This window comes from Providencia sp. PROV141, from assembly GCF_028481645.1.
In the GTDB taxonomy this organism is placed as follows: domain Bacteria; phylum Pseudomonadota; class Gammaproteobacteria; order Enterobacterales; family Enterobacteriaceae; genus Providencia; species Providencia rettgeri.
In genome coordinates, this window is sequence record NZ_JAMPPR010000007.1 from 129,926 (window position 1) to 153,765 (window position 23,840).

A 23,840-nucleotide genomic window follows, 5' to 3' on the forward strand; every position below is an offset into this window, starting at 1 on the left:
GAATTCACCAGTGGCTTATCCCAAAATCAAGATGGGCGGCGGCGAGCAAGTACCACTCCGGCACCTACTAACATCCCTATGGCTCCCCACAGAACCATCATAAAGGCTCGACGAGGACTATCGCGTTTAACGGGCTCTTCTGGAGTTCGTAAATAGCGATATGCTTGAAAATTATCTTGGAGGGTAGGCCCTACGCTCAATGTTGATAACATGGCAATATTTTGGTCGTAATCACTGTCGTGATCGGGCCCGGTTGCTTTCAATGTTTCAATCTGTGCTTGTAATAAAGGAGCACCTAACATAAACATTTTAGAATCTGGAATTTCATCCACAGGTGTTGCGCTTTGATTCCGTACAATACCTTGTTTTTCAGCAACTTTTAGTGCTTGCTCCAGCGCATTCAAACGTCGTTCGTAAGCGGCCTTTGCCACCATGTCTTCACGTTTAACCAATGCTTTCATGGATTGCATCTTCGTTGCCCAAGTACCTTTAATTTCATCGTTAAGATTAGTTGTGGCACGTTGGTTAGCAAACTGAGTGTATTGACGTAATAGCTGATTCGCATCTGCGGATGTTTCCGCCACTAATTTAATGCTGTCGGTTAAATTTTTGACTTCGTCTGCTGGCGTAAACTCAATATCGTTAATGAGCTCATCCAATAATGCGGCATCTGCTTTAGGGTCATTCTCTAAGCGCTGCTTATAGTAATCCGTAGTTAGCCAAAACTGGCGACGTGTATCATAAGAGCCAAGCTGCTTTGTGAATTCTTGATAAGCTTCTTTTGCAATTGTCGGTAATTGCCCTTCTTGCCCCGTATTATTAATACGGGAATCGAGGTTGCGCAGGAATTGCTGCTGAGAATAGTAACTTCCCAGATTATTGACGGTTGGTAAATCCGTAATTGCTGTCGCACTCCACTTAGGCTGCATAAAATAGGACGCTCCCAAGGCAATTGCAGCAAAAATAACGGCAAATGCAACGATCCAAATTTTACCTTGCCACAATGAGCGACATAAACCACGGATATCCAATTCCGGCTCTATTGGCGATTGATACTGACTCGGTTGTGTTTCTGAGTTATTCACTGCACAGAACCTCTATTTTCGTTTTGTCGTTACCGTACTGCTCCTCTACGTGCTCTACGTCTCACTCGCTTAATAAAACGGGCGACTTTCCAAGCTCGTTTGATGCAGTAACCATACATCATAAATACAAGCAAAAATAATGCCAACATTACCCATTCCGGTACAAATGTTAAGCGTTCACCAATAATACCAACACATGCTAAAGCGGCTGCTGATAATGTAATCAGTACGAATGCCCCTTTTGGTGTAAAACCAGAACGCATAATTAAATGATGAATGTGCTGGCGATCGGGAGAAAATGGGCTCATACCTTTACGAATCCGACGATACATAATGGCAACCATGTCCATTAGAGGGATCGCAATAATCCATAAAGCCGTAACTGGGTTAATTGGATGGACTTCTTCTTGCGTCGAAGCCACAAGGATCCAAATAATCGTGAAACCAATCAGTGTACTTCCTGCATCCCCCATGAAAACTTTAAAACGACGACCTAACACACCTAAATTTAAAAGAATATAAGGAAGGATAGCTGCAATAAAGGCAAAACACCAAAATGCTAACGCATAGTTACCGTTTTGATATAGCAAAAAGCCAAGAGCACCAAAAGAAACAGAAGATAAACCACCGAGTAGCCCGTCAATGCCATCAACCATGTTAAAAGCATTGATTGCTGCCCATACCGCAAATAAGGTAACGATATAACCGAATGGGCCAAGTACGAGTTCCCATGGTCCAAAGGCATGACCGAGTGACTCAAGTTTCAATCCTGCCGCTGTCATCATAACAACTGCAACGATCGCTTGAATACCCGCTCTTAACTTCACACTGATATCAAATCTATCATCTAATGCACCAATAAAGACTAATAATCCCGCACAAGCGATGTATAGCCACTTATGAGGAATGTATTCACCTGTAATATAAAATGCAAAACAGATCCCAAAGAAAACGGAAATTCCCCCAACAAGGGGAACTAATCCTACGTGTTTCTTTCTGAAATTAGGTTTATCAACCAACCCGATTTTTATTGCAACAACTCGAGCCAGAAAAATAAAAACTAATGAAAACAAGAAAACGTAGAAGAGATTAGTTACAAAGTGTATGGTGTCCACTGTTCGACTCTCTTAATCTTTATATTTAACTTTCAAAACTAAATTTTTTTTGGCAAATGCCGATAAACAAGCAAGTGCCAATGCATTATCATCTTGGTACTGAAATCTGCTATAAGACGAATCTTTATTCATAAAGAGATTCCTGCAACATTATTAGTTCTACGCCTTATTGGTGTGTTTGATTTAATAATGACACATCCCGCAATTTTATACTGAATAGCTGCAATATGCATGCCATAAAAACAATTCACTAAAATCGAGTTAATCGACTGATGCTTAAATAGGCACTCAATGATTAAATAATAAAGTGATGAAAATAAATTTAACACTAGTCACAAAACAAATACAAACATAATATTTTTCATTTTATTCAATGCGTTAGCTTCATTTGATTGATGTTTTTATAGTGCATTATTAATTTTTAATAAAAACTTCGCCTATTTATTTAATGTTATTTATAAACAAAGTAATAAAACATCATCTTAATCCATTGAAACTAAATCGGCAAAATATTAGGCCTGATTTAATATGGTATGTTTTAATTTTTATACACTGTCAATGCGTATAAAAAAAACAAAAAAATAGGTGCCTGTTATGGCACCTATTTTATGAGACACTGAAAACTTTAACGGCTAGGCTCTTTTCATAAAGTCAAAGAACTCTTCGTTGGTTTTCGTCATCGCTAACTTACTGATGAGGAACTCCATCGCATCAATTTCGCCCATTGGGTGAATGATTTTGCGAAGGATCCACATTTTCTGCAGTTCATCTTGCGATGTAAGTAACTCTTCTTTACGTGTACCTGAACGATTATAGTCTATTGCAGGGAACACTCGTTTTTCTGCAATTTTACGAGAAAGGTGCAATTCCATGTTACCTGTACCTTTAAATTCCTCGTAAATAACTTCATCCATTTTCGAACCGGTATCAACCAGCGCCGTTGCAATGATTGTCAGGCTTCCACCTTCTTCAACATTACGAGCAGCACCGAAGAAACGTTTTGGACGGTGTAATGCGTTCGCATCCACACCACCGGTTAATACTTTACCAGACGAAGGTACTACGGTGTTATATGCACGGGCTAGACGCGTAATAGAGTCGAGTAAAATGATCACGTCTTTTTTATGTTCAACTAGACGTTTTGCTTTTTCAATTACCATTTCAGCAACTTGAACGTGACGTGCAGCAGGCTCATCAAATGTTGAAGCAATAACTTCACCTTTGACCAAACGTTGCATTTCTGTCACTTCCTCTGGACGCTCATCAATTAGCAAAACCATCAGAACGCAATCAGGGTAATTGTGTGCAATATTCGCTGCAATATTTTGCAGTAACATTGTTTTACCCGCTTTCGGTGGAGCAACAATCAAACCACGTTGGCCACGACCGATTGGAGCCGCAAGGTCCAGTACACGTGCAGTTAAATCCTCAGTTGAACCATTACCACGTTCCATGCGCAGACGACGGTTTGCATGTAATGGGGTTAGGTTTTCGAAAAGAATTTTACTGCGGGCATTTTCAGGTTTGTCGTAGTTAACTTCATTGACTTTCAGGAGAGCAAAGTAACGTTCACCTTCTTTAGGTGGACGAATTTTCCCTGAGATTGTGTCACCTGTGCGTAGGTTAAAACGGCGGATTTGGCTAGGGGAAACGTAGATATCATCAGGACCTGCGAGGTAAGAACTGTCTGCTGAACGGAGAAAACCAAATCCATCCTGCAATATTTCCAGTACGCCATCGCCGAAAATATCTTCGCCACTTTTCGCATGCTGCTTCAAAATAGAGAAAATAATATCCTGCTTTCTCATACGGGCTAAGTTCTCTAGCCCCATGTTTTCGCCTAACGTAATCAATTCTGATACTGGCGTATTTTTTAATTCGGTAAGATTCATAATGGTGGGTTCTTTAACTCGGGGTAATTCTCGAACTATGAACGTAAATTGACGGCAGCTTATTTATTAAGTGCCAGTTTAACTTTATACTGCCCTGTTGATCACTAATTTTTACCAAAAGCAAACAACAATGCAAAAAAATCTTGTGCTAGCCATTACTAAGATTGCTCTAATATTTGACTAATGCTCATCTTGATGATGAGTGACATATTATTAGAAACACACGCAATATTAGCAATAGTTTTTTGTACATTTAGGACAACATCCATCCCAATATCGCAAATTTAATGGCAGATTAGCATTAAAAAACACATAACTGCTAAGTGCCAACCTTCTCCCACTTCATTTTTATATCCCTATGATATAAAAATATTGAATTTCATTACATTCGTTTATGCACTATCTTTAATTCATATGAGAGATACATTGAAATCGAAGATATTGAATACGACTATAACTCAATGCCTAAACTTTCAATTTTCATATTTAAAATCATTACGCCATCAGTTTTTGATCAATAACAATCATCACGAAACAATCATCACAATACTGAACTAACTAGCTAGATATGTAAGATAAGAGCAATGGAATACAAGGTAATTCATATGGGTGCTATACGAGGAATGAAGATAACTTATCATGCTTAAGTGAAGACGTCTAGCGGCTCTCTAGATAAAATAGATATACCGCTAAACGTTTTAGCTTACATATAACGATAACTTACAGATTTTCGTCTAAAAATTCTTTCAGTTGCGTTTTTGATAATGCACCGACTTTCGTTGCTGCGACTTCACCATTTTTGAATAAAAGCAAGGTCGGGATACCACGAATTCCATATTTTGGAGCGGTAGCTGGGTTTTCATCAATATTCAGTTTTGCGATGGTCAGTTTGCCTGTATATTCTTCAGCAACTTCATCAAGAATAGGCGCGATCATTTTACAAGGACCACACCATGCTGCCCAAAAATCGACGAGAACAGGTGAACTTGCGTTCAGAACTTCAGTTGCAAAACTTGCATCAGTTATATGTATAATTTTATCGCTCATGTTGTACTCCAAAGGATCATCTTTTGCAGACTTAGTGTAACATTATTGGCAGCAGTATGCTTTATTTCAAAAGATACACTTTCGTAAACCAACCGTTAACTGATATTCTAACATACTATGAGTAAAGCACACTTGACAGAAAAGAAGTTTTCCGACTTCGCATTGCACCCTAAAGTCATTGAAGCACTGAATAAAAAAGGCTTCAATTTTTGCACGCCTATACAGGCGTCCACCTTGCCTTTTACTGTCGAAGGCAAAGACGTGGCGGGTCAAGCGCAAACTGGTACAGGTAAAACGTTAGCTTTTTTAACGTCTACATTTCATTATTTATTAACTCACCCAGCTATTGAGGGTAAAAAAGCGAACCAGCCTCGTGCACTAATCATGGCGCCGACACGCGAACTCGCAGTACAAATTTATTCGGATGCTAAAGAGCTAGCTGAGTACACTGGCCTGAAAATGGGGCTAGCATACGGTGGTGACGGCTATGATGAGCAACTTAAGGTTTTACAAAACGGTGTTGATATCCTTATTGGTACAACAGGCCGTTTAATCGACTACGCGAAACAAGGCCATGTCGACCTAAGTGCGATTCAAGTTGTGGTACTTGATGAAGCAGACCGTATGTATGACCTTGGATTTATTAAAGATATTCGCTGGATTTTCCGTCGTATGCCAGGTGCTGCAGAAAGGCTTAACTTGCTATTTTCTGCAACTTTATCTTACCGAGTCAGAGAATTAGCTTTCGAACAAATGAATAGCCCTGAATATGTTGAGGTCGAACCTTTGCAAAAAACAGGTCATCGTATCAAAGAAGAGTTATTTTACCCTTCTAATGAAGAAAAAATGCGCTTGCTCCAAACGCTACTTGAAGAAGAGTGGCCAGAGCGTTGTATTATTTTCGCCAATACAAAACACCGTTGTGATGATATTTGGGCACATTTAGCTGCCGATGGTCATCGTGTAGGTTTATTAACTGGCGATGTCGCACAGAAAAAACGACTGCGTATATTAGAGCAATTCACACAAGGCCATTTAGATATTTTAGTGGCAACTGATGTTGCAGCTCGTGGTTTACACATTCCATCAGTAACTCATGTATTTAACTACGACTTACCTGATGACTGCGAAGATTACGTACACCGTATTGGCCGTACGGGTCGTGCAGGTGAAAGCGGAAACTCAATTAGCTTAGCGTGTGAAGAATATTCACTTAACCTGCCTGCTATTGAAGAATATATCCAACACTCAATCCCTGTTAGTAAATATAACAGTGATGCATTACTGAGCGATTTACCTGCGCCAAAACGCCGTCATCGCCCACGTCCTGGAGGCCCGCGTCGTAATTCGAATTCGCAGCGTCGCCACAATGGCCCACGTAACAACCATAAACGTCCAGGCTGAGTAAAAACGATATGCTGAAATCTTCTTCTCTTTATGCCGCCATCGATTTAGGCTCAAACAGTTTTCATATGCTAGTCGTACGTGAAACTGCTGGTAGCATTCAGGTAATCTCTAGGGTTAAGCGCAAAGTTCGTCTTGCCGCAGGTTTAGACAATAACAACCTGCTTTCTGAGCAAGCAATGGAGCGAGGCTGGCAATGTTTACGCCTGTTTTCGGAACACTTACAAGATATTCCGAATACACAAATTCGTGTTGTCGCAACTGCGACTTTGCGTTTAGCTAAAAATGCCGATATTTTCATCGAAAAAGCCAGCCAAATTTTAGGAAACCCTGTAAAAGTCATTCAAGGAGAAGAAGAAGCTCGCTTAATTTATCAAGGTGTTGCACATACAACTGGCGGACCAGATCAACGCTTAGTGGTTGATATTGGTGGAGGAAGCACTGAGCTAGTTACAGGTACAGGTGCTAAGGCGGAGCAGCTCTATAGTCTTGAAATGGGTTGTGTAACTTGGCTTGAACGCTACTTTGGTGATAGAAGTTTAACAGAAGAAAACTTCTCAGCGGCTCAAGCCGCTGCCCATAATGTCATCGCCCCTATTGCAGATACACTCAAGACACATGGGTGGAAGATTTGTGTTGGTGCATCCGGTACCGTACAAGCGATTCAGGAAATCATGATTGCCCAAGGCATGGATGAACTGATCACTCTTTCTAAATTACAACAGCTTAAGCGCAAAGCCATTCAATGCCAAAAACTTGAAGAGCTTGAAATTGACGGCCTAACCTTCGAGCGTGCTCTTGTTTTTCCAAGCGGATTATCTATTTTGATCGCTATCTTTGAAGCATTAGAAATTGATAACATGACACTCGCTGGCGGAGCACTTCGTGAAGGGCTTGTCTACGGCATGCTACAGCTGCCTATTGAGCAGGATATTCGTGCACGTACCGTTCGCAATATTCAGCGACGCTTCCAAGTCGATATCGAACAAGCAGGCCGAGTTCGTCAACTTGCAGAATATTTTTATTTACAAGTCGCGAAAGATTGGGGATTAGATACACGTTGTCGCGATTTACTATCCAGTGCATGCGCCTTACATGAAATTGGCTTGAGTGTTGACTTCCGTAAGGGCCCCGAGCACGCTAGCTACCTCATAACACACCTTGATTTACCTGGCTTCACCCCAGCTCAAAAGCGGTTACTTGCTGCATTATTGATAAACCAGCAAGGCCCTGTTGATTTAACACCATTAAGTCAACAAAATGCGCTCCCTATGCAGCATGCATATAATTTATGTCGTTTACTTCGCCTCGCCATTATTTTTGCAAGCCGTAGACGTGATGACACCTTGCCTGCACTAAGGCTTAATGTGAATGCACAAAGGTTAACCATCATGCTGCCTTATCGTTGGTTATCCGATCACCCTCTACGAGCGGAAAATTTACAGCAAGAAGTTCAATGGCAGGGCTATGTAAATTGGATTTTAGAGCTGGAAGAACGTAATAGTTCAAATTGATGATATTTTCCACACTAGATCTACTCTAGTGTGGAAATTCAATTAGTTGTGGTTACTCACTTTTTTTATTTAACCCTAAGCGCGCTTTAATATCGGCTAAAGCTGATTGCCCCTTCTGCATACGCTCCTGCGCACTAACCACTTTACGCTGCTGCTCCCATTGTAAATCATCTTGAGGCAATTCAAGGAGAAAACGGCTTAATTCAGGACGGATCAATTCACCATATTGGCGACGCTCACGACAATGAGAAAAGAATAATTCTCTTTGTGCCCGCGTAATTCCTACATAAGCTAAACGGCGTTCTTCATCAATATTGTTTTCATCAATACTACTTTGATGTGGCAGCAGTCCTTCCTCCATGCCAACCAAAAAAACATAAGGAAATTCAAGGCCTTTAGAGGCATGTAACGTCATGAGCTGAACTTGATCTGATTCTTCATCATCCTCACCACGCTCCATCATATCGCGCAGCGTAAAACGTGTAACCACTTGGCTCAATGTCATTGGGTCATTGAGCTCATCGCCTTCAACCATTTCACTCATCCATGTGAACAATTGGTTGACGTTTTTCATTCTCATTTCGGCAGCTTTAGTACTGGTCGACGTTTCATATAGCCAGCTTTCATAATCCATTTCACGCAGTAAGTCACGCACCGCAATTAAAGGTTCACGCTCCGATGTTCGTACAATACTGTCCATCCAATGAGTGAAACGCTGTAATGCTTCTAGTCCTTTGCCTTTTAAGACTTGTTCAAGCCCTAAATCAAAACTGGCTTGATATAAACTTTTACCGCGCTGATTTGCCCACTCCCCAAGTTTTTGGATAGTTTTAGGGCCAATCTCTCGACGTGGAGTATTTACTATACGTAAAAAAGCGCTGTCATCTTCAGGGTTCGTTAATACCCGCAAATAGGCTAATAAGTCTTTAATTTCAGGGCGAGAGAAAAACGAAGTCCCCCCTGAAATTCGATACGGAATACGATTTTGCATCAACATTTTTTCAAAAATACGTGATTGATGGTTACCGCGATACAAAATGGCGTAATCTTTATATTCCGTTTTATTAATAAAGTGATGTGCGATAAGCTCCCCAATCACTCTTTCGGCTTCATGGTCTTCATTATTTGCGGTAAGAACCCGAAGTGGCGCTCCATACCCTAATTCAGAAAATAATTTTTTTTCAAATACATGAGGATTATTGGCAATTAAAATATTCGCCGCTTTTAAAATTCGTTCGGATGAACGGTAATTTTGCTCAAGCTTAATGACATTTAATTTAGGGAAATCTTGATTCAATAAAACCAAGTTTTGCGGCCTTGCTCCACGCCATGAATAGATTGACTGATCGTCATCCCCCACAACCGTAAACCTTGCTCGCTGCCCCACTAGCAATTTAACCAACTGATATTGGCTCGTATTGGTATCTTGGTATTCGTCCACCAGCAAGTAACGAATTTTTTGCTGCCAGCGCTCGCGAACTTCTTCATTTTGGTATAACAACAAGGTAGGTTTGCTGATTAAATCGTCAAAATCCAATACATTGCAACTTTTCAGATGAAGTTCATAGCGGCGATAACACTCCGCAAAGTGATGCTCTTTTTCACCCCGAGCCTGGCCTATCACTTGTTGTGGCGAGATAAGATCATTTTTCCAATTTGAGATCGCTGAGATCAACTGTTTGAGTAAATCCTTATCTTCTTCTAATAAATCAAAAGTAAGTTCTTTCAGCAACGCCATCTGATCTTGGTCGTCAAATAGTGAAAAGTTGGCTTTGATACCTAGTGCTTTATATTCACGCTTAATGATTTCCAACCCTAATGTATGGAAGGTGGATATGATCAAGCCGCGTGCTTCTTTTTTACCCAAGGTTTGAGCCACGCGTTCTTTCATTTCCCGTGCCGCTTTATTGGTGAAAGTCACCGCTGCAATTTGCCGAGGTTGATAACCGCATTGACGAATTAAATGCGCAATTTTATTCGTGATAACGCGCGTTTTACCTGACCCGGCCCCCGCCAATACAAGGCACGGGCCATCGACAAATTCAACTGCCTGTTGTTGGCTTGGGTTTAATCGCATGGTTTTCTACGTCACTTAGTTATTCAAAAAGGAATTCGCTACAGATTGTAGCAGAAACCGACCCAACTCTTGAGCAACGATCTTCTCTATTTATAAAAAACAAAAAACCACATCATTCATCCGAAAGATGTGGTTTTGTTATTTTTCTTTTATAACATCAATGCATTTTTCTAAACTATTGCAAGAGACAACATGGTGATTATCCAAAGCATTTCGCGTTCTAGGTAGGAAGCAAATAAGGTTATCCCAAGGAGCATACTAAAGTATGTGACTTGGGTAACCGAGTGCAGCCAACGCGCCTATCACGCGAAGAGTGACGAAAAATGAGTTAGCCGACCGCAATCTTCTTCATATCCGTCATATAACCACGTAACGTCTTACCGATTTTCTCGATAGGATGGTTACGGATAGCTTCGTTGATATCACGTAACTGTGCGTTATCAGTGCCATTATCTGCAACTGGCTTCGCTAAATCTCCTGCTTGTAATTTCGTCATGAAATCTTTCAACATTGGTACAACTGCGAATGAGAACAGATAGTTACCATATTCCGCAGTATCAGAGATAACTACGTTCATTTCATATAAACGTTTACGAGCGATGGTATTTGCAATCAGTGGTAACTCATGCAGTGACTCATAGTAAGCCGACTCTTCTAAGATACCCGCTTCTAACATCGTATCGAACGCTAATTCAACGCCCGCTTTAACCATAGCAACTAACAAAACACCGTGGTCAAAGTATTCTTGTTCCGCAATTTTCCCTTCATAGTCAGGGTAATTTTCGAATGCTGTTTTGCCTGTCTCTTCACGCCATGTCAGCAAGTTTTTATCATCATTTGCCCAGTCTGCCATCATGGTTGCAGAAAATTCACCTGAAATGATGTCATCCATATGTTTTTGGAACAATGGCGCCATGATAGTTTTCAGTTGCTCAGATAATGCATAAGCACGAACTTTTGCAGGGTTAGACAAGCGGTCCATCATCAGCGTGATACCACCTTGTTTCAGCGCTTCGGTGATAGTTTCCCAACCAAACTGAATTAATTTACCTGCGTAGCCCGGCTCAACACCGTCAGCAACCATTTTGTCGTAGCTCAGTAATGCGCCTGCTTGTAACATACCACACAGAATAGTTTGCTCACCCATCAAGTCAGACTTAACTTCTGCAACAAACGAAGACTCCAGAACACCTGCACGGTGGCCACCAGTTGCTGCCGCCCATGCTTTCGCAATCGCCATCCCCTCACCTTTCGGGTCATTTTCTGGGTGTACTGCAATCAGAGTTGGAACACCAAAACCGCGCTTGTATTCTTCGCGAACTTCGGTACCTGGGCATTTTGGCGCTACCATCACAACAGTAATGTCTTTACGAATTTCTTCGCCAACTTCAACAATGTTAAAGCCATGTGAATAACCCAGTGCTGCACCTTGTTTCATCATAGGCTGAACAGCGCGAACAACGGTTGAATGTTGTTTGTCTGGCGTTAAGTTAACAACCAAATCAGCAGTAGGGATCAATTCTTCATAAGTGCCAACTTTGAACCCATTTTCTGTCGCTTTACGCCATGAAGCACGTTTCTCTGCAATTGCTTCATCACGTAATGCATAAGCAATATCTAAACCTGAGTCACGCATATTCAGGCCTTGGTTCAAACCTTGTGCTCCACAACCGACGATGACGATTTTTTTACCTTTCAGGAAGCCCGCTTCATCCGCAAATTCTTCGCGCTGCATAAAACGGCACTTACCTAATTGAGCTAACTGCTCACGTAAATTCAATGTGTTAAAATAATTCGCCATTGTCATACTCCATTGTTCTGTTGTGTTCGTTATGTCAGGCAATGATTTTGCCTGTCGCTCATTTTTGAGCGTTTATGGATTTACTATATGCGATGTTTCGCATTGCTTAAATTGATATATTAACAATACAATGTTGCAATATCTGCAACATCATTAATTATGTTATTAGAGGGCAAAATGGACATTCGTGATCTCAAGCTTTTTTTGCATTTAGCACAAAGCTGCCACTTCGGGCGCACATCTAAAGCGATGCATGTCAGTCCTTCCACATTGTCTCGCCAAATACAACGTCTCGAAGAACAGCTTGGTCATCCGCTATTTGTACGAGATAACCGCTCAGTCAAATTGACTCAAGCAGGGGAACACCTTAAGCAATTTGCCCAACAAACATTATTGCAATATCAACAGCTGCAACATGCTCTCAATCAGCAAAGCCCATCACTCAGTGGGGAGTTGCATCTTTTTTGCTCAGTTACGGCAGCTTATAGTCATTTACCCGAAGTATTAGATAAATTCCGTGCGCTACATCCATTAGTTGAAATTAAACTCACGACAGGGGACGCAGCTGATGCCGTTGAAAAAATAGAAACTCATGAGGCTGATCTTGGTATTGCAGGGAAACCCGAGCGCTTACCCGATAACGTCCGTTTTGCAAAAATCGGCGAAATCCCTCTCGTTTTGATTGCTCCATCACTACCCTGTGCAGTACGAAGCATGGTAACAGAGGCTAAACCGGATTGGACTACCGTCCCTTTTATCCTGCCGGAGCACGGCCCATCTCGTAAACGTATCGAACTCTGGTTCCGTCGCCACAATATCAATAACCCTGTCATTTATGCGACGGTCTCAGGCCATGAAGCTATTGTGTCAATGGTGGCTTTGGGGTGCGGTATCGCCTTAATTCCCAGTGTGGTTGTTGATAACAGCCCAGAACCCGTACGTAGCCGTATTTCACAGCTCGATAATATTTCAATGGTAGAACCTTTTGAGCTCGGCGTTTGCCTATTAAGCAAACGCCTGAGTGAACCATTAATTAAAGCGTTTTGGGAGTTACTCCCAGACAATTCAATCTAAAGTTCTTTGGTTATCTTGTGGCGCTAAGAAAAAACGGAAAGAGGGGTTTCCTGTTTCATCATGATATTCATAACCTAGCGCATCAAGATGCCTATCAAAACGTACTTCTGGCCCAGACAATTCAAATGCCGCCAGCACTCGCCCATAATCTGTACCATGGCTGCGATAATGAAATAACGTAATATTCCAATGAGTCCCGAGTGTTTCTAAGAATCTCAACAATGCACCTGGAGACTCTGGAAATTCAAAGCTATATAACCTTTCGTCTAATGGCTTTGATGGACGTCCACCAATCATGTAACGCACATGAAGTTTTGCCATTTCATCATCTGATAAATCATCGACTTCATAGCCGTTACTTCTAAGCTCTTGGATAATCTCCGAGCGCTCGCCATCACAGCCACTTAAACGCACCCCAACAAAAATACATGCGCGATCAGGGTCCGCATCCGTATAACGATAGTTAAACTCCGTAATGGCTCGATGGCCTAATAACTGGCAAAAACGTAAGAAACTCCCTTTTTGCTCAGGAATGGTGACTGCAAGTAAAGCTTCTCGTTGTTCACCAATTTCACAGCGTTCAGAAACATAACGGAGCCCATGGAAATTCATATTCGCACCGGATAAAATATGCGCTAAACGTTCACCTTTGATGTTGTGCTGCTGTACATATTTTTTCAACCCGGCCAATGCCAAAGCGCCTGAAGGCTCAGCTATGGCACGGACATCTTCAAAAATATCTTTCAATGCAGCGCAAATGGAGTCACTGTCAACAGTGATCACATCGTCAACATATTGCTGGCACAATCTGAAGGTTTCATCGCCAATACGCTTTACTGCCACACCTTCGGCAAATAAGCCAACACGGGGTAAATCAACAGGATGCCCAGCCTTTAACGCGGCTTTTAAACAAGCCGCATCTTCAGACTCCACACCAATGATTTTAATTTCAGGCATTAATTGCTTGATAATCACAGCAACACCTGCAATTAACCCACCGCCACCTACAGGAATAAAAATTCGATCTAAATGGACATCTTGTTGCAATAGTTCAAGAGCTATCGTAGCTTGCCCTGCAATCACCGAAGGATGATCAAAAGGTGGAACGAAGGTATAGCCATCCTCTGCGGCCATTGCAATGGCTTTCGCTTTCGCTTCATCAAAATTAGCGCCATGTAAAATAGCTTCGCCACCAAAGCTTCGTACTGCATCCACTTTGATATCCGCTGTCGCAACTGGCATGACTATTTTTGCTTTCACACCAACACGATTTGCTGATAATGCAACGCCTTGAGCGTGGTTCCCCGCAGAAGCTGTCACCACACCTTTGCTTTTTTGCTCTTCGGTTAAACTCGCAATCATGGCGTAAGCCCCACGAAGCTTAAAGCTATGTACTGGCTGCCTATCTTCACGCTTGACCAAAATGGTATTTCCCAAGCGTGAAGATATTTTATCCATCTGTTGAAGAGGCGTGACTTGCGCAGCTTCATAAACCGGCGCACTCAGCGCCGCTTTTAAGTAATCTGCTCCGGTTGGGGCAACCGGTAATGGTTTTGCTGCTGCCACAATCAGCCCCCTAATTTCGACTTGTCACGAACAGCACCTTTGTCTGCACTCGTCGCCAATGAAGCATAAGCGCGCAGAGCAAAAGAAACCTCACGCTGACGGTTACGCGGGGTGTAAGCTTTATCGCCTCGAGCTAATTCCGCTTCACGGCGTTGATTCAGTTCGCTTTCACTCACATCCAATACCATCATTCTCTTTGGAATATCGATATCAATGATATCGCCATCCTGAACTAATGCGAGTAAGCCACCACTCGCTGCTTCTGGTGAAATGTGACCAATAGAAAGGCCTGAGCTACCGCCAGAGAAGCGACCATCCGTTATCAATGCACAGCTTTTGCCTAATCCCATTGATTTCAGGTATGAGGTTGGGTATAGCATTTCTTGCATGCCCGGACCACCCTTAGGCCCTTCATAGCGAATAACGACAACATCGCCTTCAACAACTTTTCCACCGAGGATCGACTCAACAGCATCATCTTGGCTTTCAAAGACTTTCGCAGGACCACGGAAAGTTAAGCTGCCTTCATCAACCCCTGCGGTTTTAACAATACAACCATCTTCTGCAATATTTCCAGACAGGACAGCTAGTCCCCCATCCAAACTATACGCATGCTCAATACTACGGATACACCCATTTTCACGGTCAGTATCCAATGATGGCCAACGGCAATTTTGTGAAAAGGCTTTTGTTGTACGGATCCCAGCAGGGCCCGCGGAAAACATCGATTTAACGGCCTCATCCTTTGTTAACATCACATCATATTGCGCTAATGTTTCTTGGAAGCTTAGACCTAAAATATTTGTCACGTTTTCTTGCAATAAACCTGCACGGCTCAGTTCACCTAAAATACCGATGACACCACCTGCACGGTGAACATCTTCCATGTGATATTTTTGTGTACTCGGTGCAACCTTACACAAATGTGGGACTTTACGTGATAAACGGTCGATATCATCCATGGTGAAATCGATCTCTGCTTCTTGAGCAGCTGCAAGTAAATGCAGGACAGTGTTAGTTGAACCACCCATGGCAATATCCAACGTCATCGCATTTTCAAATGCAGATTTATTAGCGATATTGCGTGGTAACGCACTTTCATCATCTTGTTCGTAATAGCGTTTGGTTAATTCAACAATCCGCTTACCTGCATTGATAAATAAAGTTTCGCGGTCTGCGTGAGTCGCTAATAATGAGCCATTTCCTGGCTGAGATAACCCAAGCGCCTCAGTTAAGCAGTTCATTGAGTTTGCAGTAAACATTCCTGAGCAAGAGCCACACGTTGGGCATGCTGAACGTTCTATTTGCTCACTATCTGCATCACTCACATTAGGGTTTGCCCCTTGAATCATGGCATCAACTAAATCGAGCTTGATGATTTGGTCTGAAAGCTTGGTTTTCCCTGCTTCCATTGGGCCACCCGAAACAAAAATAACCGGAATATTCAGGCGTAATGACGCCATCAACATGCCTGGGGTGATTTTATCGCAGTTTGAAATACACACCATGGCATCCGCACAGTGTGCGTTCACCATATATTCAACCGAGTCCGCAATTAATTCACGGGAAGGTAAGGAATACAGCATTCCGCCATGTCCCATGGCAATCCCATCGTCAACAGCGATTGTATTAAACTCTTTCGCAACACCACCTGCATTTTCAATTTGCTCTGCAACTAATTTGCCTAAATCACGTAAATGTACGTGGCCTGGAACAAACTGTGTGAATGAGTTAACAACAGCAATAATGGGCTTTCCAAAATCAGCATCGGTCATGCCTGTTGCACGCCATAATGCACGAGCCCCAGCCATATTACGACCATGAGTTGTTGTTGCTGAACGGTACTTAGGCATATCTTTAACTCCCGTGTTTAAAACAGGCGGGGAACGTCCGCCTGTAACATCTATTTAAATTTAATTATTAAGGGTTTACTGGATCTAACCAGCCCCATTTATCTTCTGTTGTACCATCAAATAAGCCAAAGAATGCCTGCTGAATTTGCTTGGTTACTGGGCCACAACGGCCAATGCCAACTTGGATACCATCAACACTACGAACCGGAGTGATCTCTGCAGCGGTTCCTGTCATGAAGACTTCATCAGCAAGATAGAGAGATTCACGTGATAGTGTTTGCTCACGTACTTCGATACCCAAATCTTTTGCTAAAGTTAAAATTGCATCACGCGTAATACCTGGTAATGCAGATGATGTGAACGGAGGTGTATACAGGATGCCATCTTTCACCTCAAAAATATTTTCCCCAGCACCTTCGGAGAGATATCCGTGAACATCTAATGCAATACCTTCTTGGTAACCATGGCGACGAGCTTCGCTACCAACTAGTAGAGAAGATAAATAGTTGCCACCTGCTTTTGCCCCTGTAGGAATGGTGTTTGGTGCAACACGATTCCAAGAAGAGACCATCGCATCAATACCTTGGTCTAACGCTTCTTCACCTAAATACGCTCCCCATGGAAAAGCGGCTAAAATCACATCGGTGTTATAACCGTCTGGCGGGTTAACACCCATACCAACATCACCAATAAACACTAATGGACGAATATACGCACTGACTAAGTTATTTTTACGCAGAGTTGCACGACATGCTTCCATTAACTCTTCCACGCTGTAGCTGACAGGCATACGGTAAATTTTTGCTGAATCATGCAAACGTTGCATATGCTCACGGTGGCGGAAGACCACAGGACCTTTGTGCGAGTCATAACAACGGACACCTTCAAACACTGATGTACCATAGTGCAGAGCATGAGACATAACATGAACCTTTGCATCAGCCCATGGCGTCATTTCACCGTTAAACCAAATAAAGTCAGCTTTCTTAGTCATTTGTATATTCCTTACATTGCACTTTGTGTGCGTAATAGTCGTGATTCTTGTTGTAGTACTTCAACTTCTGTAATGTCTGAAAGCTTGGTTAACTGTGCACAAAGCTGGGTTAATGGCCTTTGACTACTTACAGTAAGTTCAATATTAACATTGTCGCCGTCTGTCGATTGCCCCATATTCATGGCATTAATACGAAATCCACGATGGCGAGTGACCCTTAATATACGCTCTAAAACCTCAGGACGGAAACGGGCCAATATCGAGATTTGGTGTTGCATCATAATGGTTTCTCCATCATTTTTTCATTACTAGCCCCAGGCGGAACCAACGGCCAGACGTTTTCTAGTTCATTAATTGATACCTGTAATAAATAGGCACCTTCGCTATTAAGTAATTCATCTAATGCCGCATTAACTTCCGACTTATCTGTGATCCGTTGGCCTTTAATACCAAACGCGCTGGCTAATGCCACAAAATCAGGGTTGTCTGTTAAAATAGTTTCGCTATAACGCTGTTCGAAAAACAGTTCTTGCCACTGGCGAACCATGCCTAAGCGCTGGTTATCGATTAAAAGAATTTTTACAGGAAGTTGCTTACGTTTGATGGTTCCCAGCTCTTGGACATTCATCATGAATGAGCCATCTCCTGATACACAAACAACCGTATCTTCAGGCCTAGCAACCTGTGCCCCAATTGCCGCAGGGATACCAAACCCCATGGTTCCAAGCCCACTTGAGGTTAAGAAATTTTCAGGGCCATCAACGGTGATATGTTGTGCCGACCACATTTGGTGTTGCCCTACATCGGTAGTAACAACCGTATTTGGCTGCATTTTATCCGACAGTTGTTTCAGTAACAGTGGTGCATAAATAGGCTCACCAGGATGGTCATAACGCCAACCGAATTCTTTTTTAAGTTGCTGAACTTCCTGCTGCCAAGGTGCTATTGATTTTTTAAGCATTAATTCAGGTAGTAATACTTTTGCATCACCATGCAACGCAACATGCGTTTGACGTAACTTGTCCAATTCTACATGGTCTATATCGATATGAATCACTTTGGCGTTCGGTGCAAAAGTATTTAACTTACCTGTTACCCTATCATCAAAACGAGCACCAACAGCGATGAGTAAGTCACAGCGTTGCACAGAAATATTGGCTGCTTTAGTACCATGCATACCTAACATGCCTAAATAGTTTTCATCTAAAGGGCTCACAGCACCAAGCCCTTTTAATGTTGCAACTGAAGGAATACCTGTAAACTCAATAAATTCACGCAATTCTTTTACAGCACCTGACATTCCAACACCGCCACCAACGTACAACATAGGCTTTTCTGATTGTTCTAATAGCATTCTTGCCTGTTGGATTTCGGATAAAGGTGACGTGACTTCTTGCTCTACCGGCATTAAAAACGGAGACAACTCAGCGTGTTGTAGCTGAATATCTTTCGGAATATCAATCAGTACAGGGCCTGGCCGCCCACTATTTGCGATTGCGAAAGCCTCAGCAAGAATGCGAGGTAAATCCTCGATGTCTTCAACCAAAAAACTGTGCTTAGTACAAGCTAAAGACAACCCCAAGACGTCGATTTCTTGAAAGGCATCAGTTCCGATAAATTCAGAAGCGACTTGACCAGTAATGGCGACAACAGGAACAGAGTCTAATAATGCGTCCGCGAGCCCCGTGATAACATTTGTTGCGCCAGGGCCAGATGTTGCAATACACACCCCTGTCTTTCCTGTTGAACGTGCATAACCAATTGCCGCGATTACAGCCCCTTGCTCATGTCTACACAACAAATGCTCAACTCCGCCATCATACAATGCGTCATAAACTGGCATAATTGCGCCACCAGGATACCCAAATACGGTATCAACTCCCTGTGTTCGCAATGCTTGAACTAACCATTGTGCTCCGTTCATGCTTTATCTCCTGTCTGTCTACTTTATCTATTTGTATTTGTTATGTTTTATTTAGTGTGCTTGCATCAATCAACATTTATATCAAAAAAAACCCCGCGCCTTTCGGTGCGGGGTTCTCGTGAGATCTGGCTGTTATTTTAGCCTTCGTCGTCCAAGTGCAGCCCCGCACGGTGGGATAATAATCACCACCACGCTAATAATAATTAGGCTAACTGCTTGGATAAATGCGTTCATGTGTTTTACTTTTTCAATATTCTTAATTATCTATTATTTAGAGTTATCATTTTAAAGGCGTTTTGACAACTTTTATTTAATTTATTTATTTTCAAAACATTAAATTACTTTAAAATCATACAGTAAAAATTAAATTAGCATTATAAACTACTTAAACAGCCATTCCTCAGTAAAATCCAATAGAATACATAGCATAATCAGCCACATCATCCATATTAGTCATTTGGCACCATGAAAACTCACACCACGTAATTAATTACTTTTTCTTACGAATAACCAAGCTCAGTACAGTATCCACGCTTCATAAAACTAACACAATCCCAGTTATAACCGCCATTCGACGCTACTCGTAGTAAATTGAAACAACTCAGCAACTAAGTAATTAAATTATCGAGCGGCTTCGCAAACATGTTATCTATTCAAGATAAATCAAATTATTTTTAGCAGAATATTACTCTGTAAATAATATTGGAGGGCTCATGACATTAGCGATTGTTTACACTAGAGCATCAATTGGGTTAGAAGCACCTCTTGTTACTGTTGAAGCACATATTAGTAATGGGCTCCCAGGTTTAACACTCGTTGGGCTACCAGAAACGGCCGTAAAAGAAGCAAGAGATAGAGTTCGAAGCGCTCTACTAAATAGCGGATTTGAATATCCAGCTAAAAAAATGACGGTTAATTTAGCCCCAGCTGACTTACCAAAAGAAAGTGGTCGGTATGATCTTGCAATCGCGATTGCCATACTCGCATCATCAGGACAGCTCCCCCACGAGCCATTAAAACAGTATGAATTTTTAGGTGAACTTGCTTTATCTGGCGATGTTCGCTATGTCAGCAGTGCTATTCCTGCGGCTCAATCAGCATTAAAACAACAACGTTCTTTAATACTATCTATGGAGAATCAACACCAATTAGGCCTACTCCCAGATAATAGCGTTTATTTCGCAACATCCTTATTAGAGCTTTGTCACTTTTTACATAACAAAAACACATTGCGTTGTAATCAACAAATCCACCAAGCACCTATCTCAATCAAGCAAGAAGGTGATATTAACGATATCATTGGCCAAGAACATGGTAAACGGGCATTAGAAATCTGTGCTGCTGGTGGGCATAATTTACTCTTATTGGGTCCGCCAGGAACAGGAAAAACGATGTTAGCCAGTCGACTAATGACTTTACTTCCCCCATTAACCTCTCAGGAAGCGTTAGAAGTTGCTTCATTACATAGCTTGAGTGAAAATACAAAAGAAGACATGAATTGGCCGATAAGGCCTTTTAGAGCCCCTCATCATAGCGCATCAATTGCAGCTTTAATTGGAGGAGGCTCCCTTCCCAAACCGGGCGAGATCTCACTTGCACATCATGGTGTTTTATTTTTAGATGAATTACCAGAATTTAGCCGCTCAGTACTCGATTCTTTACGAGAACCTCTAGAATCCCGAAAAATTAGTATTTCTCGAGCAAAAGCAAAAGTTTGCTATCCTGCAAGTTTTCAGTTAGTTGCAGCCCTAAATCCTAGCCCAACAGGTCATTATCAAGGAGAAATGAGCCGTTCAGCCCCATCCCGTATCCTACGTTACCTTTCACGCATATCAGGGCCTTTTATTGACCGGTTTGATCTCTCTATAGAAATTCCATTGTTACCTCTCGGTTCATTGAGTAGCCAAACTAATCAAGGTGAAACAAGTGAATACGTCAGACAAAGAGTTATCGAAGCCAGAAATAGGCAACTTAGGCGAGCCGGAAAAATTAATAGTTTACTAACGCCAAGAGAAACCACACATTTTTGCCTACTAACCGCAAAAGATGCGTTATTCTTAGAGCATGCATTAAATAAGTTAGGTCTTTCTATCCGAGCTTGGCACAGAATATTAAGGGTTGCCAGAACAATAGCCGACCTTAATGCCGTAGAAACTATCGAACGTTCTGACTTATTAGAAGCTCTAGGGTATCGAGCGATGGATAAGTTATTGCTTCATTTGCAAAAACAAGTAAGCTGAGAAGAATGGACAGATAACTACTTTATTATTTCGTAAAAATAAAGGGACCGTAGTCCCTCTTATCATACGATGATGATATTAATCATCTGTATCAGTGTAGTCTTCCGATGGATCTATCTGCGGTTTACCGCCAGATAAGGTATGGAAACGTTTTGGACGGTTAATACGGCTAGAATATTTTGCCCAAACTTTTTCTTCTGGGGTAGCAGGTTCACGCTCACCACGGCATACAGCGACGAAAAGTTTTTCTTCTTCTGTTTGAGGTTCGCGTTTACCTATATCAAGCTCATTAAAAGCTTGGCCGAGACGTTCTAGCAACTGAGCTTCTTTGATGGTGAAATCACCATGACGAGAAAAGCCACGTGGGTAATGTTTATTATCAAAAAAACGATTAGTCGTGATGAAGCTATCTGCCATCTGACACACTCCTAACTTATTACAGTCAAACTCTATATGGCGCGGAGTATTAGACAGCATTGACAATCTGTAAAACAAAACATTTAAATCATCACGACAAAAATAATTGGAGATGCATGTGGACAGCGAGTTATTGAGAACTTTTTTAGAGGTCAGTAAGACTAGGCACTTCGGTAGAGCCGCAGAATCACTCTATTTAACGCAATCAGCAGTTAGCTTTCGTATTAGACAATTAGAAACACAACTAGGTACAAGCTTATTTACAAGACATAGAAACAATATCCGGTTAACAGCTGCGGGTGAAAGGCTTGTTCCATATGCTGAATCATTAATGAATACCTGGTTGCAAGCTAAAAAAGAAATATCTCATGCCTCACAACACACAGAGCTTTCTATTGGTGCTACAGCTTCACTTTGGGAAGGTTATTTAACAGACTGGGTAGAAGAACTTTATAATCAACATGATGAACTACGGCTCGAAGCTAGGGTTTCAACACGTCAGTCTCTCGTTAAACAACTACATTCTAGAGAATTAGATTTATTAATTGCAACGGAGCCCCCAAAAATGGATGAGTTTGAAAGCACAATCATCGGTACGATTGATTTACAGCTCATGGCTTCCCAAAAAAATATTGCATTAACAAAATATAATTTTATAAAGCTAGAATGGGGGGTTGATTTCCATCCCAAAAATGAACCATCACTAACCCAAGATGATACACCCGTAATGATCACGACCTCTGCCCATATTACCCGCCAATTACTTCCTGTATCGCTTTCAGCGGCATTTTTACCTGCTCATTGGGTATATCAATATCCAGGCCTAAAAACGCTCTCAGAAACCTCAATAAACAAACCTTTGTATGCAGTCTGGCTCCAAAAAAACGATCAGCAAGCTCTTATCAATCAACTGATTAAAACTCCAATAAAAAATGCACAGTTAAGTGAACAATAAAAGGAGAAGGTGAGTAACAGAATTCACTCACCTTCCTACTACTTTATAAGCAAACTATGTTCCACTGCGCAATGATCTTAATAGGTGCTTCTTTTTTCTTTTAATAAGATATACCAATCGCGAATAACTCATCGGCATTTATTTATACAATATAAACAAAATGATTTTTTGAGATTAATAAAACTAAGCCAGCAATTCTCAGTATACGACATTTATCTAAATTAAAGATTGAGCGCATTAAAATATCTTTCAACCCACAAATACTATTGAGGGATATAAAGTAGCAAGTAACAACTTACTCATTAGGTGAAAATGTATATAAGCTAATGAAAATAAAATAGAAAGGTAGTTAGACGGGCAATTAGGTAATATCATCAATACATTTAGGTGGTAAATGTAATTAAAAGATATAAGCAGTAAGTAATAACTCACCTATTTTTACTATTAATAAAGAACGTCAAAAGATTGGATGAGATAAAAATAAATCAGGGAGCTTATTTTTTACATTTAAAATGATGAATACAATTAAAGCATATAAAACAGTGGGATAGTAGATTGGCTAAAATCAAATGAAAATTAGCAAATAGGGGAAAGGTTACTCTATATTTACTATTAGATAAATAAAGAAAAACCCGATTAAGCTAATCGGGTTATCAATAGATACTTCTTTTATTATTACTTAATTGGTAACTGGCAGGGGCGGAGAGACTCGAACTCCCAACACCCGGTTTTGGAGACCGGTGCTCTACCAATTGAACTACGCCCCTAAATTAAGTGGCGGAACGGACGGGACTCGAACCCGCGACCCCCTGCGTGACAGGCAGGTATTCTAACCAACTGAACTACCGCTCCACTTATTCTTTTGCCTTTCGGCTGTTTACT

18 protein-coding genes and 2 tRNA genes are annotated in these 23,840 nt (G+C 41.5%); 5 read left to right on the forward strand and 15 right to left on the reverse strand.

Annotated elements, in window-relative coordinates:
• Window positions 1–26: 26 nt before the first annotated feature.
• From wzzE to trxA, 4 genes are all read right to left on the reverse strand, one after another.
• Window positions 27–1,085, reverse strand: a complete 1,059-nt coding sequence (gene wzzE / locus PSF09_RS06275) for an ECA polysaccharide chain length modulation protein (RefSeq protein ID WP_272664589.1) — start codon at window positions 1,083–1,085, stop codon at window positions 27–29.
• 29 nt (window positions 1,086–1,114) lie between these two features.
• Window positions 1,115–2,200: a UDP-N-acetylglucosamine--undecaprenyl-phosphate N-acetylglucosaminephosphotransferase gene (wecA, locus tag PSF09_RS06280; protein ID WP_272664590.1), complete on the reverse strand. Its 1,086-nt coding sequence runs from the start codon at window positions 2,198–2,200 to the stop codon at window positions 1,115–1,117.
• A gap of 632 nt (window positions 2,201–2,832) precedes the next feature.
• Window positions 2,833–4,092 (reverse strand): transcription termination factor Rho, encoded by a 1,260-nt coding sequence (rho, locus tag PSF09_RS06285; RefSeq protein ID WP_004906109.1) that lies wholly within the window; start codon window positions 4,090–4,092, stop codon window positions 2,833–2,835.
• A 720-nt stretch (window positions 4,093–4,812) separates the two neighbouring features.
• Window positions 4,813–5,139, reverse strand: coding sequence for a thioredoxin TrxA (gene trxA, locus PSF09_RS06290; RefSeq protein WP_004906112.1), 327 nt, complete (start codon window positions 5,137–5,139; stop codon window positions 4,813–4,815).
• A gap of 117 nt (window positions 5,140–5,256) precedes the next feature.
• On the opposite strand from trxA, the gene rhlB reads away from it, so the two are divergent.
• Both rhlB and gppA read left to right on the forward strand, forming a co-directional pair.
• Window positions 5,257–6,543: an ATP-dependent RNA helicase RhlB gene (rhlB, locus tag PSF09_RS06295; protein ID WP_210839257.1), complete on the forward strand. Its 1,287-nt coding sequence runs from the start codon at window positions 5,257–5,259 to the stop codon at window positions 6,541–6,543.
• 11 nt (window positions 6,544–6,554) lie between these two features.
• Entirely contained in the window at window positions 6,555–8,057 is a 1,503-nt protein-coding gene (gppA, locus tag PSF09_RS06300) for a guanosine-5'-triphosphate,3'-diphosphate diphosphatase (protein ID WP_272664591.1), read from the forward strand.
• Between the two features lie 52 nt (window positions 8,058–8,109).
• Here the strand turns inward: gppA and rep are convergent, their stop codons facing one another.
• Window positions 8,110–10,134 (reverse strand): DNA helicase Rep, encoded by a 2,025-nt coding sequence (gene rep, locus PSF09_RS06305; protein WP_272683631.1) that lies wholly within the window; start codon window positions 10,132–10,134, stop codon window positions 8,110–8,112.
• Window positions 10,135–10,462: 328 nt separating this feature from the next.
• Window positions 10,463–11,935 carry a ketol-acid reductoisomerase gene (gene ilvC / locus PSF09_RS06310; protein WP_210839251.1) on the reverse strand — a complete coding sequence of 491 codons (1,473 nt, stop codon included), beginning with the start codon at window positions 11,933–11,935 and terminating at the stop codon, window positions 10,463–10,465.
• A gap of 177 nt (window positions 11,936–12,112) precedes the next feature.
• Between ilvC and ilvY the strand changes: the two genes are divergently transcribed.
• Entirely contained in the window at window positions 12,113–13,009 is an 897-nt protein-coding gene (gene ilvY, locus PSF09_RS06315; RefSeq protein WP_210839249.1) for an HTH-type transcriptional activator IlvY, read from the forward strand.
• On the opposite strand, the gene ilvA is transcribed toward ilvY, so the two are convergent.
• From ilvA to ilvL, 6 genes are all read right to left on the reverse strand, one after another.
• Complete coding sequence (gene ilvA, locus PSF09_RS06320; protein WP_272683632.1) at window positions 13,001–14,575, reverse strand: threonine ammonia-lyase, biosynthetic; 1,575 nt, start codon at window positions 14,573–14,575, stop codon at window positions 13,001–13,003. The genes ilvY and ilvA overlap by 9 nt on opposite strands.
• Before the next feature lie 2 nt (window positions 14,576–14,577).
• The gene (gene ilvD, locus PSF09_RS06325; protein ID WP_272664594.1) at window positions 14,578–16,428 is read right to left on the reverse strand and encodes a dihydroxy-acid dehydratase; all 1,851 of its coding nucleotides are present in this window, start codon (window positions 16,426–16,428) and stop codon (window positions 14,578–14,580) included.
• A gap of 67 nt (window positions 16,429–16,495) precedes the next feature.
• The gene (locus PSF09_RS06330) at window positions 16,496–17,422 is read right to left on the reverse strand and encodes a branched-chain amino acid transaminase (protein ID WP_004907252.1); all 927 of its coding nucleotides are present in this window, start codon (window positions 17,420–17,422) and stop codon (window positions 16,496–16,498) included.
• 11 nt (window positions 17,423–17,433) lie between these two features.
• Window positions 17,434–17,703: an acetolactate synthase 2 small subunit gene (gene ilvM, locus PSF09_RS06335; RefSeq protein ID WP_004907250.1), complete on the reverse strand. Its 270-nt coding sequence runs from the start codon at window positions 17,701–17,703 to the stop codon at window positions 17,434–17,436.
• The gene (ilvG, locus tag PSF09_RS06340) at window positions 17,700–19,346 is read right to left on the reverse strand and encodes an acetolactate synthase 2 catalytic subunit (protein WP_004907245.1); all 1,647 of its coding nucleotides are present in this window, start codon (window positions 19,344–19,346) and stop codon (window positions 17,700–17,702) included. Before ilvG ends, ilvM begins: the two co-directional genes overlap by 4 nt.
• Window positions 19,347–19,478: 132 nt before the next feature.
• Window positions 19,479–19,580 carry an ilv operon leader peptide gene (gene ilvL, locus PSF09_RS06345; RefSeq protein WP_071524553.1) on the reverse strand — a complete coding sequence of 34 codons (102 nt, stop codon included), beginning with the start codon at window positions 19,578–19,580 and terminating at the stop codon, window positions 19,479–19,481.
• A gap of 479 nt (window positions 19,581–20,059) precedes the next feature.
• Here ilvL and PSF09_RS06350 point away from each other — a divergent pair, with 479 nt between their 5' ends.
• Window positions 20,060–21,586 carry a YifB family Mg chelatase-like AAA ATPase gene (locus PSF09_RS06350; RefSeq protein ID WP_272683633.1) on the forward strand — a complete coding sequence of 509 codons (1,527 nt, stop codon included), beginning with the start codon at window positions 20,060–20,062 and terminating at the stop codon, window positions 21,584–21,586.
• 78 nt (window positions 21,587–21,664) lie between these two features.
• On the opposite strand, the gene PSF09_RS06355 is transcribed toward PSF09_RS06350, so the two are convergent.
• A complete protein-coding gene (locus PSF09_RS06355; protein ID WP_004907240.1) occupies window positions 21,665–22,003 on the reverse strand; it encodes a DUF413 domain-containing protein in 339 nt (112 codons plus the stop codon).
• 112 nt (window positions 22,004–22,115) lie between these two features.
• On the opposite strand from PSF09_RS06355, the gene hdfR reads away from it, so the two are divergent.
• Window positions 22,116–22,958, forward strand: coding sequence for an HTH-type transcriptional regulator HdfR (gene hdfR / locus PSF09_RS06360; protein WP_042851484.1), 843 nt, complete (start codon window positions 22,116–22,118; stop codon window positions 22,956–22,958).
• A gap of 691 nt (window positions 22,959–23,649) precedes the next feature.
• Here hdfR and PSF09_RS06365 read toward each other — a convergent pair.
• Together PSF09_RS06365 and PSF09_RS06370 are read right to left on the reverse strand one after the other, a co-directional pair.
• Window positions 23,650–23,725, reverse strand: a tRNA-Trp gene (locus PSF09_RS06365).
• An 8-nt stretch (window positions 23,726–23,733) separates the two neighbouring features.
• Window positions 23,734–23,810, reverse strand: a tRNA-Asp gene (locus PSF09_RS06370).
• Window positions 23,811–23,840 lie beyond the last annotated feature (30 nt).